Genomic DNA, 16,664 nt, shown 5'->3' on the forward strand with positions numbered 1-16,664 from the left:
ATGAAAAGATTATCAATTATTGTAGCAATAATGTTACTAGGAATATCTACTATGAACGCACAATGGTTTGGCAGTAAAACCATTAAAGGGAATGGTAAAATGACCAGTGAAAAAAGATCTACGGGAAATTATGAAGGAGTTGCCCTAGTAGGATCGATGAATGTTGAATTAATTGCCGGTAAAGAAGGTGCATTAACTATAGAAGGCGAAAGTAATTTATTAGAATATATAACCACTGTGGTAGAAAATGGTAAGCTTAAGATCTCAGTAGAAAAAGGAGTTTCTATTCAATCTTCTAATAATAAGACCATTAAAATAACGGTGCCCTTTGAAGATATAAATGAAGTAACCCTTACAGGCTCCGGAGATATCTGGAACAAGGATAGAATAAAATCTGAATATTTAACAGTGAACGTTACAGGTTCTGGTGATATTAAATTGAACATCTATGCCAAAGAGGTTAAAAGTGGCGTTACAGGATCTGGAGATATAATGCTCTCTGGAAGCACTAAATCTTTAAATTGTGCAGTAACCGGCTCCGGTGATTTTCAAGCTTTTCAATTGAATGCAGAAGATGTTGAAGCAGCTGTTTCCGGTTCTGGGGATATTGAAGTTAGCGCGTCTAAATCTCTAGAGGCTAAAGTCTCCGGTTCCGGGGATATAACTTATAAGGGAAATCCGGAGAAGCAGAATTTTAAAACTTTTGGTTCTGGAGATATTTCAAAATACTAGCAAAATTAATCTTACAATGCTGAAGACCTGTTACGCTGCTAACGGGTCTTTTTTTATGCTTTCTTCTTTAGGAACTCTAAGCAATAAAATAACGCCTATAACAAAGAAGATTACTAAAAATAATATAGAACTTCTCACACTACCTGTGATCTCCGCTACTATTCCGTATAGAAGCATTCCTATTACAATTCCAATTTTTTCTGCAACATCATAAAAGCTAAAATAACTTGCAGTATCTAGCGTGTTAATAGGGAGCATTTTAGAATAGGTAGACCTAGATAATGCCTGGATTCCTCCCATGACAAGACCTACGCCTGCAGCAGCAACATAAAAGTCTTGAGGAGTAATTATAAAATAGGCATATACACATATTACGATCCAGAAAATATTTAAAATAATTAAGGTTCTTATATTTCCTATTACTATTGCAAGCCTAGAAGTAAGAGTTGCTCCTAAAACAGCAACCAGTTGTATTAGTAGGATACTCACAATTAAACCTGTGGTAGGATCCTGATCTCCCCAATCTAATTCTTCAATGCCAAAATAAGTTGCAATAAGCATTACAGTTTGTACAGCCATGCTATATGTGAAAAAAGCAACGAGATATCTCTTTAATCTTTTATGATGTGTAAGGGAATTCCATATTTTTCTAAGTTCCTTATATCCATTAAAAAGTACATTCTTGGTAATTTTCTGTTTCTTATTTCCTTTTGGTAGATAATAATAAGTGTATTGGCTAAAACCTATCCACCAGACCCCAGTTAAAACAAAAGATAGCCTAGTAGGTAAACCTTCATCTTCAAATCCAAACCATTCAAACTTCAAGATCATTACCAAGCAGATAATAAGCAAGATCACACTTCCAATATATCCTAGAGAAAAGCCTTTAGCACTAATTTTGTCTTGTTGTTCTGGAAATGCTATATCTGGTAAATAAGAATTATAAAAAACTAAGCTAGACCAAAATCCTATTAAAGCTAGAAAGTAACATAATAGGCCAAACCACAAGTAATCTAAACTGAACCAGAACAAACCTATGCAGGAAATAGCTCCTAGATAACAGAAGAACTTTAGAAACGATTTTTTATTTCCTACGTAATCTGAGATTCCAGATAAGAACGGACTTAAAATTGAAACCGCTAAAAATGCAAGTGCGGTAACATAACTTATTAGAGAATCATTATTTAAGTTGAAACCTAAAAATTGAACTTTATCACTTATAATTTGTCCTTCGTCATTCTTAATGATAGTAATGGCCCCATAAAATATTGGGAAGATTGCTGAAGTTATAACAAGACTATAAACGGAGTTTGCCCAATCATAAAATGCCCAAGCATTTAACAATTTTTTACTCCCTTTTTGAAGGTTTTCCATTTGTTAAAAATAGAAAAAGCTACCTTATGAAGGTAGCTTTAATACTTTATATTTTTGTGAATCTTATTTAAATGAGGTTACACCGTATTTTCTAGCTTCAACTTTAGCTTGAGGTGCCCATTGTGTAAGATTATTAATTCTTGTCTGATTAGAAGGGTGTGTACTTAAAAATTCTGGTGGAGCTTGTCCTCCAGAGTTAGCTTGCATTCTTTCCCACAATTGTGCAGCCTCATCTGGATTATAACCAGCAATAGCCATTAAAGTAAGACCAATATGATCTGCTTCAGATTCATGACCTCTGCTAAAAGGCAACATTACCCCTACTTGAGAACCTAATCCATAAGCTTGTGCAAATATTTGTTGAGTTTGTTGGCTTTTACCACTAAGAGCAACGGTACCTGCTACTGCGCCTAATTGTTGTAATTGACCAGCACTCATACGCTGAGCACCATGATCTGCCAAGGCGTGGGCTACCTCATGAGCCATAATTACTGCTAATCCAGTTTCATCTTTAGCTATAGGAAGAATTCCTGTATAAACCACTGTCTTTCCTCCTGGCATTGCAAATGCGTTTACTGCATCATCTTTTACAAGACTAAACTCCCATGCGAAATCTTTAAGGTACCCTTGGTATCCATTAGCGTTTAAATATCTTTCTGAGGCTGTTACGATTTTCTGCCCTATGTTTTTAACCATTTGGGCCTCTTTAGTACCAGTAACAACTTCATTTTCAGTTAAAAACTGATCATACTGAGCGAAAGATGCCGGGAAAATTTGCTCATTAGATACAAAATTCAAATTCTTCTCACCGGTAAAAGGATTTGTTTTGCAACCTAATACTGTGGACACAGCTAGTGCAACTATTAATAGTGATTTAATTTTCATAATTATTGGTTTTAGATCGATAAATGTACAAAAGCGTAACGCTAGCCTTAAAAAGTTTATGCTTGCTTTAACAATTAACATTTTTCAAAAATGATACCAAATTTATATGCATAGAATCTCGAAGCAACCCAGATCGCTTATTATCCCAACAAATTAGTACCTTTCGGATTTATAATAATATGGCAAATAAGCACTCTCACAAAAAACCTGTTCAGGTTTTACTTACTCCAAAATATATTTTTACTATCGGAAAGATTCTTACCAAGATCTCCCCCTTTTTAGCAAGTAGATTTGCGGCTCGTTTATTTCTTACCCCCTTTAAGTATAAATTACCTGAAAGAGAAAAAGAAATGGATGCTAGATCAATTCAGGAAAAGATCATGGTGTCTTCTATAAATAGAGAAATTATTATTTACACTTATGGCACCTCTCCAAAAAAAGTCCTTCTGGTACACGGTTGGAGCGGCAGAGGAACTCAACTTTCTTTAATTGCCAAGGCCCTATTAGAAAAAGGATATAGTGTAGTTAGTTTTGATGCACCGGCACATGGTAAAGCTTCTGGTAAAGTTAGTATGATGCCTTTCTTTATTGAATCTATCCATCATATTTCAAAAAAATATGGTCCTTTTGAAGCGGCGATAGGACATTCTCTAGGAGGAATGTCTCTGTTAAGGGCTGTAAAAGATGGTTTCGATATTAAAAGATTGGTGATTATAGGCACTGCTAATAGTGTTACTCATATTACTAAAGAGTTTGCAAGAAATATGAAATTAAATGAGGATGTAGCAGAAAAAATGAAATCCTATTTTGATGAGAGATACGGCGAGAACATGGATAACTATTCTGGGGCAATTTCTGCCAAGGAGGTTAAGATCCCAACGCTTATTATTCATGACGAAGATGATGTAGATGTCCATATAAGTTCTGCACATGAAATTTCTGATAACTTAGAAAATTCAGAATTATTCCTGACTAAAGGACTTGGTCATAGAAAGATACTTGGAGACCCAGAGGTTATTAACAAAACCACAACGTTCATCGTGGTATAATCTTTGTAATTTTAGTAAAAAAATAAAGATGAAAAAGTTAATTCTAGTTCTTCTAGCAGTTGTAACCTTTAGTTGTAATGGAAATGCGCAGAAGAAAGAACAGAAAGGTGATGTAGCCTTTAAAATAGAAAAATCTGATGCAGATTGGAAATCAGAATTAAGCCCTGAAGCTTACCAAGTTTTAAGACATGCTGCAACAGAGCCGCCTTTCTCTAGTGATTTGAACAAAATTAAGGAACCGGGAACCTTTGTTTGTGCTGCCTGTGGGAACGAACTTTATACCACTGCTCGCAAATTTGAAAGCGGAACGGGTTGGCCAAGTTTTGACAAGCCCGTGAGTGATGACGCGCTTTATATTGGATCTGACAAAAAATTAGGCTATGCCAGAGATGAGGTAATTTGTGCCGATTGTGGCGGACATTTAGGACATGTTTTTAACGATGGTCCAAGAGAAACAACAGGAAAGAGATATTGTATGAACGGAGTAGCAATGGAGTTTAAACCTTCAAAAAAATAATATTCTATGAAGAAATATAATATAGAAAAATCAGAATCAGAATGGAAAGAGAAACTTTCTGGAGAACAATTTAGGGTCCTAAGACAAAAAGGAACGGAAGCTCCGCATACGGGAAAATATAATCTTCACTTTGCAGATAATGGAGATTACCACTGTGCTGCTTGCGATGCTAAATTGTTTGAGAGCAATTCTAAATTTGAAAGTGGTTGTGGTTGGCCTAGTTTTGATGAATCTATTGAAGGTAGTGTAGAATACATTCAGGATAGAACTTTTGGAATGTTACGAACTGAGATTCTATGCGCTAATTGTGGAAGTCACTTAGGTCATGTTTTTGATGATGGCCCAACAAATACTGGACAGCGCTACTGCGTAAACTCCGCAAGTATTGAATTTGAACAATAATATAAAACAACAAACTATGAAAAAGACATTTATACTTTTATTTTTAGCTGCAATCACGCTAACTTCTTGTAGCAGCGATGGTGATCAAGGACCTCAAGGACCACAAGGACCTGCTGGTGCAGATGGTTTAATAGGATCTGTTATAGACATTGAAAGTGATTTTACCGCCGGTAACAACTACGAACTTGGAATTAATTTCAATGATTACAATCTAGAAGTTTTTGAAACAGATGCAGTTTTGGTTTACTTAAAAACAGGTGAAGATGGAGTTGCCGATGGTGCTCCGGTTGAGGTTTGGAGACAAATGCCGCAAACATATTTTATAAATGGCGAAGCACTTCAATATAATTTTGATTATACCTATTTTAATGTATTAATATACTTAGAAGGAACTGTAGATTTTGCAACCTTAGACTCAAGTTATACAGATAATCAGGTATTAAGAGTTGTAGTGGTACCAGCAGAATTTTCAAAAGACACTTCTGTAGATCTATCTAATATGAGTGCAGTACTTAACGCACTAAATTTAGATCAGTCTGAAATTAAGACGATGAGTATATCTCATTAGTATAACATTAAACTTGTTAAAAAAGCTTACTCCTAATTGAGTAAGCTTTTTTTATTTTAATCAAATAATCTTGTTGCGTATCTAAGTTTTTAAACACTTTCAGTTTAGCCTATTATTCCTTAAATTCGCAACTTCTTAAACTGTCATAAAAAATTCCGAATATGAGTAAATACGATATTATTGTTTTAGGAAGTGGTCCGGGAGGCTATGTTACTGCCATACGCGCTTCACAATTAGGTTTCAAAACCGCTATTATCGAAAAAGAAAGTCTTGGTGGAGTTTGTCTTAATTGGGGTTGTATTCCAACAAAGGCACTTCTTAAAAGCGCACAGGTATTTGATTATTTAAATCATGCTGAAGATTACGGATTGAAACTTGAAAATCCTGATAAAGATTTTGGAGCGGTTGTAAAACGTAGCCGTGATGTTGCAGAAGGAATGAGCAAAGGTGTTCAGTTCTTGATGAAGAAGAACAAAATTGATGTAATTAAAGGATACGGAAAACTTAAAGCGGGTAAAAAAGTTGTTGTTACAGATGAGAATGATAAAACTTCTGAAGTAGAAGCAGAGCATATCATAGTTGCAACAGGAGCAAGATCTAGAGAATTACCAAGTCTTAAACAAGATGGTAAAAAAGTAATTGGCTACCGTGAGGCAATGACGCTTAAAGAGCAACCAAAATCTATGATTGTTGTAGGTTCTGGAGCTATTGGAGTAGAATTTGCTCATTTTTATAACGCAATGGGTACAGAGGTAACTATTGTTGAATTCTTACCAAATTTAGTTCCTTTAGAAGACGAAGAAGTTTCTAAGCAATTTGAACGGAGCGTGAAAAAAGCCGGAATTAAAGTAATGACCAACTCTTCTGTAGAGAGTGTTGATACTTCTGGGAAAACGATTAAAGCTAAAGTAAAAACCAAAAAAGGAGAAGAAACTTTAGAAGCAGACATCGTACTTTCTGCTGTGGGAATTAAAACAAATATTGAAAATATTGGTCTTGAAGAATTGAACATCAAGACAGATAAAGATAAAATTGTTGTAAACGAGTGGTATCAAACCAACGTTTCAGGAATTTATGCTATTGGTGATGTTGTTGCAGGTCCTGCTTTAGCTCACGTTGCTTCTGCTGAAGGAATTACCTGTGTAGAAAAGATCGCCGGAATGAATGTAGAAGCTATAGACTACGGAAATATTCCTGGTTGTACTTATGCAACTCCAGAGATTGCGAGTGTTGGAATGACAGAGAAGCAAGCTAAAGAAGCTGGATACGAACTTAAAGTAGGAAAATTTCCTTTCTCTGCTTCGGGTAAAGCCAAAGCTGCCGGAACTCCAGATGGTTTTGTAAAAGTGATCTTTGATGCTAAATATGGAGAGTGGTTAGGTTGCCATATGATTGGTGCCGGAGTTACAGATATGATCGCAGAAGCGGTTTTAGGAAGAAAACTGGAAACTACAGGACATGAAGTATTAAAAACCATTCACCCTCACCCAACTATGAGTGAAGCGGTAATGGAAGCTGTAGCAGCTGCTTATGATGAAGTAATTCACCTATAAGGATTTAAATAAATTATAACAAAAAAGCTCCGAAATATTTCGGAGCTTTTTTATTTCATTCCAGACTGCAAATCGCAATAATAGAATTTGGAATCCCAAGTATTATTTTCATTTCCTTCAGAATAGATCTTTTTATAAACCTCCCCTTTAATATAAGATACCGGCGTTGAGAAAATTGGACCATCAAACACAAAGGTGTGAAATTCTCCATTTTCCCCACAAGGATCCACTCCATCTGGCAGGGAATCAACAAAGTTCTTATCAATAATTCTTCCGCAGAAATCTTTACTCAACACCTTTGCATTTACACAGATGGTGATGGCTTTAAATCCTTTTGCAATAAAATCTAAAAGAAGTTCCTTAGTATCTAATTTCCAAAGTGGAAAAACGGCTTTCATCCCAATTTCTTGTAATTTCTCTTCTCTGTATCTTTTTAGATCTTCAAGAAATATATCCCCAAAAACACTAATTCTAAAACCTTCATTTTTAAGAGAAGTAACCGCATCTTTCATTATCTTATTGTAATCCACCATAGAGACATCCCCAGCGGGTAATTTGATAAGGTGCAACTCGATTCCTAAATGCTCTGCTTGTTGCTTTAACAATTGCACATCAAGATTATGCATAGAAACTGAATTAGATTCAGAATTTACAGTAGTAACTAATTTCGTTATGGAGAGCTCAGCTTCTTGTTGAATTTTGTATAGCGCAAAAGCAGCATCTTTCCCACTACTCCAATTCAAATATGCCTTTTTCATTTTGCTTATTTATCTAAGAAACTTTGAATGGCAAGTTCATAGCTTTTCAACCCAAACCCTACAATGATACCTTTTGCGTTGGGTGACACAAAAGATTTATGCCTAAACTTCTCTCTAGAAAATGTATTAGAAATATGCACTTCTATAACAGGTGTTCTTATAGCCTTAATAGCATCTCCAATACCAATGGACGTATGTGTATAAGCTGCGGCATTTAAGATAATACCGTCAAAAATAGTATCTGCCTTTTGAATCTCGTCTATTAATTCTCCCTCTATATTACTCTGAAAATATGAAAGTTCTGTTTCTCTAAATTTAAATTGGAGTTCAGAAAAATACGTTTCAAAACTCTTATTACCGTAGGTATCTGGCTCTCTGGTTCCTAATAGATTTAGGTTTGGACCGTTGATTATCATTAATTTCATAACATAAAGATATTAATTTACACCATAAAAAAAAGCGGAAGAGATTCTCTTCCGCTTTTATAAACATTTTATATAAATCTAAATTCTAGAACATAAACCCAATACCTGCCTGAAATACTGAATGTTTAGCATCAGCCTTTGCAAAATAAGTATTTGCAGAATCATCATAAATATCAGATAAACCAGCATTGTATCTTGCATTTACAAAAAATCCACCTCTAAACTTATAAGATGCTCCTAAAGCAACACTAAGATCTACCTTATTAAATTGGTCATCATCTAGAGAGATTGAATTGTTATCATTTGTTCCAGATGGATCATAATCAATTTCACTATTAACTAAGAATCCAACTTGTGGACCTGCCTCTAGAGACAAACCTTCAACAACATAGAATTTAGCAAGCACAGGTACATTTATATAATCTAATTGGTACTCAATATCATCTGCATCATTTCTATCTGCAATATCGTAACCTTGTCCTGAATATAGAACCTCTGGCTGAATAGAGAATCTTTCTGATAGTGGAATTTCTGCTAATAAACCTAAATTAAAGGATGTTCTTCCATCAGGATCATTATAAGAATTGATTCCATCTCCACTAAAATTAGAGAAGTTAATCCCTCCTTTTACCCCAAATAATGGAGATTCCTGAGCTGAAGCTGCGTTAATTCCTAAAAATGCAATTGCAATTGCTAATATTGACTTTTTCATTGTTTTTGTTTTAAAGTTCGGAGTCAAAATTAGTCGTACTTTTGTTAAGAAAGTGTTAGCCAAACTTAAAGTATTGCTAATAGATTTTACACAAAATGTTAATAAAGTAACTAATGAACTGGAAACAAGCAATTGGCGATTTTAACAACTACCTTCTTATAGAACGGGGACTTTCAAAGAATTCTGCGGTTAACTACTCCTTAGATATTCAAAAACTTATCAACTTTCTAGAAATCAATTCCATAGATATTTCACCCGAAAAAATAGACACCAAGATCATACAGCAGTTTATATATGAAATTGCTAAGATCTTAAATCAAAGAACTCAATCTCGAATAATATCCGGCTTAAAAAGCTTCTTTAACTATTTAATTTTTGAAGGTTATAGAGAAAACAATCCTATGGAATTGATCGAGACCCCTAAAATAGGAAGAAAGCTGCCAGACACGCTATCTTTGGAAGAGATAGACGAGCTAATTGGTTGCATAGACCTGAGTGTAACAGAGGGAGAAAGAAACAAAGCTATTATCGAAACGCTTTATGGCTGCGGACTTAGGGTTACTGAACTTATAAATCTTAAGCTGTCAGATCTATATTTCAAGGAAGGATTCATTCAAGTTACCGGTAAAGGAAATAAACAAAGGTTTGTGCCTATTGGAAACATCACACAAAATTATATTTCAGAATACATTTCAAACACTAGAGGCAACGTTCCTTTTAAAAAAGAAGATCAAGATATCGTTTTTCTAAACCGAAGAGGGAACTCGCTTACAAGAGCTATGATCTTTACAATAGTCAAGAACCTTTCTGTAACTTCTAATATCAATAAAAAGATTAGTCCACATACCTTCAGACATTCCTTCGCTACCCATCTATTAGAGAATGGAGCAGATCTTAGAGCTATTCAACAAATGCTCGGGCATGAGAGCATTACTACCACAGAGATCTATATGCACGTAGATAAAAGCCATTTAAAAGAAGTAATAACATCTTTCCACCCCCGTAGAAACTACTAAAGTTGTGCTAAAGTAGCTTTAGAATTCTCTATTGACTTTTATGATTTGTAATTTTATAAAAAATCAAAAGAGCATGAAAACACTAAAATTTAAGAACGGAGATGTAATGCCATCTATTGGCCTAGGAACTTGGAAATCTGGAAAAGGAGAGGTGAAAAAGGCAGTTAAGATTGCAATTGAAAATGGCTATAGACATATAGATTGTGCTGCAACTTACGGGAATGAGGCAGAAGTTGGTGAAGCCCTATCAGAAGTTTTAAAAGAAGGAACTGTAAAAAGAGAAGATCTATGGATCACCTCAAAATTATGGAATAACGCACATAAAAAAGATGATGTAATTCCTGCATTGGAGAAAACTTTGAAAGATCTTCAATTAGATTATTTAGATCTTTATCTAATTCACTGGCCAGTAGCTTTTAAACCAGAAGTTGCCTTTCCTGAAAATGATGACGACTATCTTTCTTTAGAGGAGGCGCCAATAATAGATACTTGGAACAAAATGTTAGAGGCTAAGAAATCTAAGCTTACCAAACATATTGGGGTTTCAAACTTTAGTATTCCAAATTTGGAAGATCTAATTGAAAAAGCAGCGGAAGCACCAGAAATGAATCAGGTAGAACTTCACCCTTACCTTCAACAAAATAAACTTTTAGAATTCTGCAGTAAAAATGGAATTCATTTAACAGCTTATTCTCCGCTAGGAAGTGGTGATAGAACTGCAGAAATGAAAGCCAAGGACGAGCCTTCTTTATTAGAGAATAAGGTGATTAATAATATTGCTAAAAAACATGGAGCTTCACCTGCTCAGGTTATTATAAATTGGGATATGCTTAGAGGAACTGCTGTAATTCCAAAATCTACGAATGAAGGGAGGATCATTCAAAATCTAGCAAGTACTGGAGTGAAATTGGAGAAAGAAGATCTTCAACAAATTGCAGAGTTGGACGAACACTTTAGATATGTTACTGGAGAATTCTTTGTTACTAAAGGAAATTCTTATAATGATATCTTTAATGAGCAATAGGTATTGCTCTAACACATTATATCAATAAAAAATCCCCGTAATTAATTACGGGGATTTTTTTAATCATATATTTTGATCTGTGAATTACTTTGCTATATTCACAGCTCTAGTCTCTCTAATTACCGTAACCTTAACCTGTCCTGGATACGTCATATCTGTCTGGATCTTTTGGGAGATCTCAAAAGATAGATTTGCAGCCTTGTCATCAGTTACCTTTTCACTTTCTACAATAACTCGTAATTCTCTACCAGCTTGAATAGCGTACGCTTTCTTAACGCCGCCAAATCCAAAGGCAATTTCTTCTAGATCTTTTAATCTTTGTATGTAAGAATCTAAAACCTGTCTTCTAGCGCCAGGTCTTGCACCACTAATCGCATCACATACCTGAACTATAGGAGAAAGTAAAGAGTTCATTTCGATCTCATCATGGTGCGCACCAATAGCGTTACAAACCTCAGCTTTTTCACCATACTTCTCTGCCCACTGCATTCCTAAAATAGCATGAGGCACTTCAGTCTCCGTATCTGGCACTTTTCCAATATCATGAAGTAATCCTGCACGTTTAGCTAGTTTAGGGTTTAAACCTAGTTCAGAAGCCATTACACCACATAATTTTGCAACTTCTCTAGAGTGTTGCAGTAAGTTCTGACCATAAGAAGAACGATATTTCATTCTACCTACAGTTTTTATAAGTTCTGGATGCAACCCATGAATTCCAAGATCTATAACAGTACGCTTACCAATATCAATGATCTCTTCATCGATCATCTTTTTGGTCTTCTTAACAACCTCTTCAATTCTAGCAGGGTGAATTCTTCCGTCTGTAACTAATTTATGTAGCGACAATCTGGCAATCTCTCTTCTTACCGTATCAAAGCATGAAAGAATAATTGCCTCTGGTGTATCGTCTACAATGATCTCTACTCCTGTAGCAGCTTCTAGCGCTCTAATATTCCTACCTTCTCTACCAATAATTCTACCTTTTACATCATCACTCTCCAGGTTGAATACAGAAACACAGTTTTCTACTGCCTCTTCTGTTCCAATTCTTTGAATGGTATTGATAATGATCTTTCTAGCTTCTTGTTGAGCGGTTAACTTCGCTTCTTCTATGGTATCTTGAATAAGTGCCATAGCATCTGCTTTTGCAACATCTTTTAAAGACTCTGTAAGCTGAGATTTAGCCTCACCTGCAGAAAGACCAGATATAACCTCTAATTGCTGCACTTTACTAGCATGCAATTTATCTATCTCTTGTTGTTTTTTCTCTAGATATTCGTTTCTATGGTCGTAGTCTTTAACCTTTTCGTCTATCTCTTTATTTAAATTCTTATTCTTAGCAAGCTCACTAGACAATTGAGATTCTTTGTCTCTTATACGTTTTTCTGCTTCCCCGATCTTCTTATCTCTTCCTAAGATCACCTTCTCATGTTCAGATTTAAGCTCTATAAACTTCTCTTTGGCTTGAAGGATTTTATCTTTCTTAATACTTTCAGCTTCAGATTTTCCTTCTCTTATAATTGATGCAGCTGTTTTCTTAGCGCCTTTTACAATTTTAGAAGCATTCTTCTTCTCTAATACCTTAGCAATTGCGAATCCTACTGCAACTCCTATAATGACTGAAATTATTATTGTAACTATTGTTGTACCCATATATTTGAATTAATTATATAAAAAAAGCCTGTATTAGCATTGATTTTGCATAAACTCCTTAAAACAAGTATAGGGCTAACAAGCTGATCAAGAATCCGTTCTACCAATAAATTGGATGACGGCGCGCTTTTACAACTAAAACTCACCCTTTTTAAAGAATCTTTGTTGAGTTTATCAAAAATAAAATCACTAATACAGGCAGTAAACCTTTGTGTTATTTAAATGAACTTATGTTGCTAAATGTTGTTGAAGAAGATCATTAAGTGCTTTTAATTTATCTTCTGCCAATTGTATCTCGCTGGAATTATCTATAGTTTTCTGCTCTGTTTGGGCTGCAAATTGTAAAGCGCACATAGCCAATACATCTTGCTTATCCCTTACCGCATAACTTTGCTCAAATTGCTTGATCATTGCCTCGATCTTCTTTGCAGCTTTACGCAAACCTTCTTCCTGGCTAGCCTGGATGGTTAACGGATATACTCTATCTGCAATAGAAATCTTTATTTTAAGCTTATCAGACATTAATTTTCTTTATTCAGATAATTGAACAATACATTGATCAATTTCTCTTATCAAGCTGTTTATTTTGAGCTTAGTTTCCTTTTTGTAATCTTTACTGCCTAGCATCGCGTTAGCTGCCTTTAGAGTTTGAATTTGATATTCAGAATTCTTAGCTTCTTCAATCAACCGTTGATTCTCTTGTTTTAAAAACTGCAATTCTTCTTCAGCATTATGATGTGTTTGTTTAAGTACATCATACCTGTGAAGCAATTTGCTTATTCTATTTTCAAGACTATCAACTATTTCACTAAAATCACTCATAAAAGCTCAACGTGCTACTTCTTCCCACAAAGTTAACATACCGCTTGAAATTTCCCAATACTTTTAAATCTATTTTCAAAAACCTATAGTTTCAGGGCAATTGACGCAGTATAAACTCGTTACTTATCCTTAAAAGTTTAATTATATTTACATCTCAATAAAAATCTCAATTTCATTGTTATCTATGAAGAAAATTCTAGCCATCTTTATCCTTCTTTCTACAGGTATTTCCCAGGCACAATCTAGTATTCCTTCCAATTATTTTAAAAATCCATTAGATATAGATCTGGTGTTGGCAGGTTATTTTGGAGAATTGCGCTCCAATCATTTCCACAGCGGATTCGACATTAAAACACAGCAGAGACAAGGTATAAATGTTATTGCTGCAGGTGATGGATATATTAGCAGAATTAATATCTCCAATTATGGATATGGAAAAGCTTTATATATACAACACCCTAATGGATATACTACGGTATACGGTCATCTCAAGAAATTTTCTCCAGAAATAGAAGCTTATATCAAAAAGCTACAATATGCCAAAGAATCTTATGAGATAGAAGTTTTCCCTGAAGCAAAAGATCTAGCATTAAATCAAGGAGACTTAATTGCATATAGCGGTAATACCGGCGGAAGCGGTGGGCCACATTTACATTTTGAAATTAGAGATGGGCAACAAAGACCTATGAATCCAGCATTATTTGGTATAGATATAAAAGATACACAGGCACCTATCATTAACAGCCTTTACGTTTACCCCCTTGGAGAAGAAGCTCAAGTAAATGGATCTGCGCAGCGCCAAAGATTAAAATTAACGCCCTTAAATGATGGAAGCTTTAAAGCCGAAGAAATAGATGCCTGTGGCGAAATTGGTTTTGGGATTTCCACTTTTGATAGACAGGATGGAGCTCCAAATCAAAACGGAATCTACAAAATAGAAACAAAGCTCAATGGAGATAAGGTTTTTGAAATAAAAATGGATAAGTTCTCATTTGCTGAAACCCGACACATTAATCAACTTATTGATTATGAATATTACAGCAGTAATAATAGCAGAATAACAAAGCTTTATAGAGGCTCAAATAACCCTTTAAGCATCTACGAAGAAGTAGTTAATAATGGTACCTTAGACATTAAAGACAGCTTAGATTATATGTTTAATATTAGTGTTGCAGATTTCAAGGGAAATATAAAGATGATTAGAATTCCGATTAAAGGAAAACAATCCCATATAAAAAATCCAAAAAACATTAAAAAGACAGATTATTTTGTACAGGCCAATGAAGCTTTTTCAACTGAAAATGGCCCTATAGATGTTTACATACCTAAATCCAGTCTTTACGAAGATACTTACCTGGATATCGAATTTAAGGGAGACACAATTTACCTAGACGAAGACAATATCCCTATTCAGAACTATATTACCATTGGATTTGATGTTAGTAAATATAATGCTGAAGATCAAGATAAAATGTTTATCGCTAAATTGAACAAGCGCGGAAGACCAACCTACTCCAGCACTAAAAAGAAAGCGAATAGATTTACTACAGGAGTTAGAAATTTTGGAACTTATACCCTAGCCTCAGATAAGAATGCACCTTCTATCTATCCGGTTAACTTTAAAGACGGCCAATGGATATCTTCTAATAAAGATATAAGCCTTAAAATTTCTGATGATCTTTCTGGCATCAATAGTTTTAGAGCTACCGTAAATGGAAAATGGATCTTAATGGAATATGAGTATAAGAATAACACAATCACTCATGACTTTAGTGATGATGTTGTAACAGAAACCGAAAATATCCTTAAGGTTATAGTTACAGATAATGTGGGAAATAGTAAAACCTACGAAGCTACTTTCTTTAGAAAATAATAAAAATTAAGCCTCTATTGAAATAAACAAATGATTTAATCAATAGAGGCTTTTAAATTAAATATCAAGCATTTACTTATCAATAAACTCCTTCAAAGTTTCTATCACGTAATCTATTTCTGCCATTGTATTATATCTAGAAAAAGAAAAGCGAATAGATGGTTTTTTAAGATCCTCCTCCTCTAAAAATGCACTTAAAACATGAGAACCTTTATCGCTTCCACTCTGGCAAGCACTCCCTTTAGAACAGGCTATACCCTTAAGATCTAATTGAAATAACAACATCAAGGCCTTTTCCGCAGAAACTGGTAGACAAACATTAATTAGAGTATAAGTGCTTTTCTCAAGATCTTTAGAGTTCCCATTAAATTTAATGCCAGGAATTTCATCTTCTAAACGCTGAATAAAATAGGACTTAAGAGAAGTTATATACTCTCTTTCTTCATCCATATCTCTGTGGGCAAGTTTCAGCGCTTCTTCCAGACCTACAATATTATGAACACTTTCTGTTCCCGCTCTATGACCGCGTTCTTGCTCTCCGCCAAATATCAATGGTTTTAAGCCACTATGCTTTCTTACAAAGGCAAAACCAACTCCTTTTGGACCATGAAATTTATGAGCACTTACCGCTGTAAAATCTACCGGTATACTACCAAAGTCTAAGTTGAAATGCCCTACAGACTGCACCGTATCACATTGAAATAAAGCTTTATTAGCTTTGCACAACCCACCAACTTTATTGATATCTAGAATATTTCCAACTTCATTATTTACATGCATGAGACTCACCAGAGTTTTCTTAGTAGTATCCTGCAACAGCTCATTTAAATGATCAAGATCTACCTCTCCGGTCTTAGTGATTTTTACATGCACAATTTCTACATCAAAACATTCTCTCAATTGGTTTACAGTGTATAATACTGCATGATGTTCTATTGGCGATGTTATAATTCTTCTCACATCAAGATCTCTAACCGCAGAATTTAAAGCTAAATTATCTGCTTCTGTACCTCCCGAAGTAAATACTATTTCTGATGCAGATACATTTAAGAACCCTGCTACAGTCTTTCGAGCATTCTCAATTAAAGATTTAGATGACCTTCCGTAACTATGTGTAGATGATGGGTTTCCGTAATTTTCTCTCATTACAGTAATCATTCTATCTATTACCTCATCGCGCATCTGAGTAGTTGCCGCGCTGTCTAGATATACTTTTTCCATGGGCACAAAAATAAAAGAAATAAAATTATTTATAGGAAGCTATCGTATAAAAACTTTAAAGGTTTATTTTTGTTGAAAAC

The 16,664-nt window shown here is 34.7% G+C and carries 18 protein-coding genes and 1 other RNA gene; 9 read left to right on the top strand and 10 right to left on the bottom strand.

The features are described from left to right. The gene (locus P163_RS17415) at positions 1 to 732 is read left to right on the top strand and encodes a head GIN domain-containing protein (RefSeq protein ID WP_034894981.1); all 732 of its coding nucleotides are present in this window, start codon (positions 1 to 3) and stop codon (positions 730 to 732) included. 30 nt (positions 733 to 762) lie between these two features. Here P163_RS17415 and P163_RS17420 read toward each other — a convergent pair whose 3' ends face one another. Together P163_RS17420 and P163_RS17425 are read right to left on the bottom strand one after the other, a co-directional pair. Further along, a complete protein-coding gene (locus tag P163_RS17420; RefSeq protein ID WP_034894985.1) occupies positions 763 to 2,106 on the bottom strand; it encodes an MFS transporter in 1,344 nt (447 codons plus the stop codon). A 63-nt stretch (positions 2,107 to 2,169) separates the two neighbouring features. Further along, complete coding sequence (locus P163_RS17425) at positions 2,170 to 2,991, bottom strand: M48 family metallopeptidase (protein ID WP_051931323.1); 822 nt, start codon at positions 2,989 to 2,991, stop codon at positions 2,170 to 2,172. 179 nt (positions 2,992 to 3,170) lie between these two features. On the opposite strand from P163_RS17425, the gene P163_RS17430 reads away from it, so the two are divergent. From P163_RS17430 to lpdA, 5 genes are all read left to right on the top strand, one after another. After that, entirely contained in the window at positions 3,171 to 4,040 is an 870-nt protein-coding gene (locus tag P163_RS17430; protein ID WP_034894988.1) for an alpha/beta hydrolase, read from the top strand. 28 nt (positions 4,041 to 4,068) lie between these two features. Next, complete coding sequence (gene msrB, locus P163_RS17435) at positions 4,069 to 4,557, top strand: peptide-methionine (R)-S-oxide reductase MsrB (protein WP_034894991.1); 489 nt, start codon at positions 4,069 to 4,071, stop codon at positions 4,555 to 4,557. Positions 4,558 to 4,563: 6 nt separating this feature from the next. Then, positions 4,564 to 4,959 carry a peptide-methionine (R)-S-oxide reductase MsrB gene (msrB, locus tag P163_RS17440; protein ID WP_034894994.1) on the top strand — a complete coding sequence of 132 codons (396 nt, stop codon included), beginning with the start codon at positions 4,564 to 4,566 and terminating at the stop codon, positions 4,957 to 4,959. Between the two features lie 16 nt (positions 4,960 to 4,975). Beyond that, on the top strand, positions 4,976 to 5,527 hold the full coding sequence (locus P163_RS17445; protein ID WP_034894997.1) for a hypothetical protein: 552 nt from the start codon (positions 4,976 to 4,978) through the stop codon (positions 5,525 to 5,527). Between the two features lie 161 nt (positions 5,528 to 5,688). Then, the gene (gene lpdA, locus P163_RS17450; RefSeq protein WP_034895001.1) at positions 5,689 to 7,080 is read left to right on the top strand and encodes a dihydrolipoyl dehydrogenase; all 1,392 of its coding nucleotides are present in this window, start codon (positions 5,689 to 5,691) and stop codon (positions 7,078 to 7,080) included. Positions 7,081 to 7,130: 50 nt separating this feature from the next. Here the strand turns inward: lpdA and P163_RS17455 are convergent, their stop codons facing one another. The 3 genes from P163_RS17455 to P163_RS17465 all read right to left on the bottom strand — a co-directional run bounded on the left by P163_RS17455 (position 7,131) and on the right by P163_RS17465 (position 8,975). Beyond that, positions 7,131 to 7,838 (bottom strand): diphthine--ammonia ligase, encoded by a 708-nt coding sequence (locus P163_RS17455; RefSeq protein WP_034895004.1) that lies wholly within the window; start codon positions 7,836 to 7,838, stop codon positions 7,131 to 7,133. A gap of 5 nt (positions 7,839 to 7,843) precedes the next feature. Then, positions 7,844 to 8,263, bottom strand: coding sequence for a type II 3-dehydroquinate dehydratase (gene aroQ, locus P163_RS17460; protein WP_034895007.1), 420 nt, complete (start codon positions 8,261 to 8,263; stop codon positions 7,844 to 7,846). 85 nt (positions 8,264 to 8,348) lie between these two features. Further along, positions 8,349 to 8,975 (bottom strand): porin family protein, encoded by a 627-nt coding sequence (locus P163_RS17465; RefSeq protein WP_034895010.1) that lies wholly within the window; start codon positions 8,973 to 8,975, stop codon positions 8,349 to 8,351. Between the two features lie 113 nt (positions 8,976 to 9,088). Between P163_RS17465 and xerD the strand changes: the two genes are divergently transcribed. Then, a complete protein-coding gene (xerD, locus tag P163_RS17470; RefSeq protein WP_034895013.1) occupies positions 9,089 to 9,991 on the top strand; it encodes a site-specific tyrosine recombinase XerD in 903 nt (300 codons plus the stop codon). A 73-nt stretch (positions 9,992 to 10,064) separates the two neighbouring features. After that, complete coding sequence (locus P163_RS17475; protein ID WP_034895016.1) at positions 10,065 to 11,015, top strand: aldo/keto reductase; 951 nt, start codon at positions 10,065 to 10,067, stop codon at positions 11,013 to 11,015. A gap of 84 nt (positions 11,016 to 11,099) precedes the next feature. Here P163_RS17475 and rny read toward each other — a convergent pair whose 3' ends face one another. From rny to P163_RS17490, 4 genes are all read right to left on the bottom strand, one after another. Beyond that, positions 11,100 to 12,668, bottom strand: coding sequence for a ribonuclease Y (gene rny, locus P163_RS17480; RefSeq protein ID WP_034895019.1), 1,569 nt, complete (start codon positions 12,666 to 12,668; stop codon positions 11,100 to 11,102). 51 nt (positions 12,669 to 12,719) lie between these two features. Next, positions 12,720 to 12,839: non-coding RNA, 6S RNA (gene ssrS, locus P163_RS18240), on the bottom strand. Between the two features lie 57 nt (positions 12,840 to 12,896). Further along, positions 12,897 to 13,190, bottom strand: coding sequence for a cell division protein ZapA (locus P163_RS17485; protein WP_034895022.1), 294 nt, complete (start codon positions 13,188 to 13,190; stop codon positions 12,897 to 12,899). Between the two features lie 9 nt (positions 13,191 to 13,199). After that, positions 13,200 to 13,490 (bottom strand): hypothetical protein, encoded by a 291-nt coding sequence (locus P163_RS17490; protein ID WP_034895025.1) that lies wholly within the window; start codon positions 13,488 to 13,490, stop codon positions 13,200 to 13,202. 184 nt (positions 13,491 to 13,674) lie between these two features. On the opposite strand from P163_RS17490, the gene P163_RS17495 reads away from it, so the two are divergent. Further along, positions 13,675 to 15,363: a M23 family metallopeptidase gene (locus tag P163_RS17495; RefSeq protein WP_034895028.1), complete on the top strand. Its 1,689-nt coding sequence runs from the start codon at positions 13,675 to 13,677 to the stop codon at positions 15,361 to 15,363. A gap of 72 nt (positions 15,364 to 15,435) precedes the next feature. On the opposite strand, the gene P163_RS17500 is transcribed toward P163_RS17495, so the two are convergent. Further along, positions 15,436 to 16,584 carry a cysteine desulfurase family protein gene (locus P163_RS17500; RefSeq protein WP_034895031.1) on the bottom strand — a complete coding sequence of 383 codons (1,149 nt, stop codon included), beginning with the start codon at positions 16,582 to 16,584 and terminating at the stop codon, positions 15,436 to 15,438. Between the last annotated feature and the right edge of the window lie 80 nt (positions 16,585 to 16,664).

The organism is Gillisia sp. Hel_I_29 (assembly GCF_000744275.1).
Classification (GTDB): domain Bacteria; phylum Bacteroidota; class Bacteroidia; order Flavobacteriales; family Flavobacteriaceae; genus Gillisia.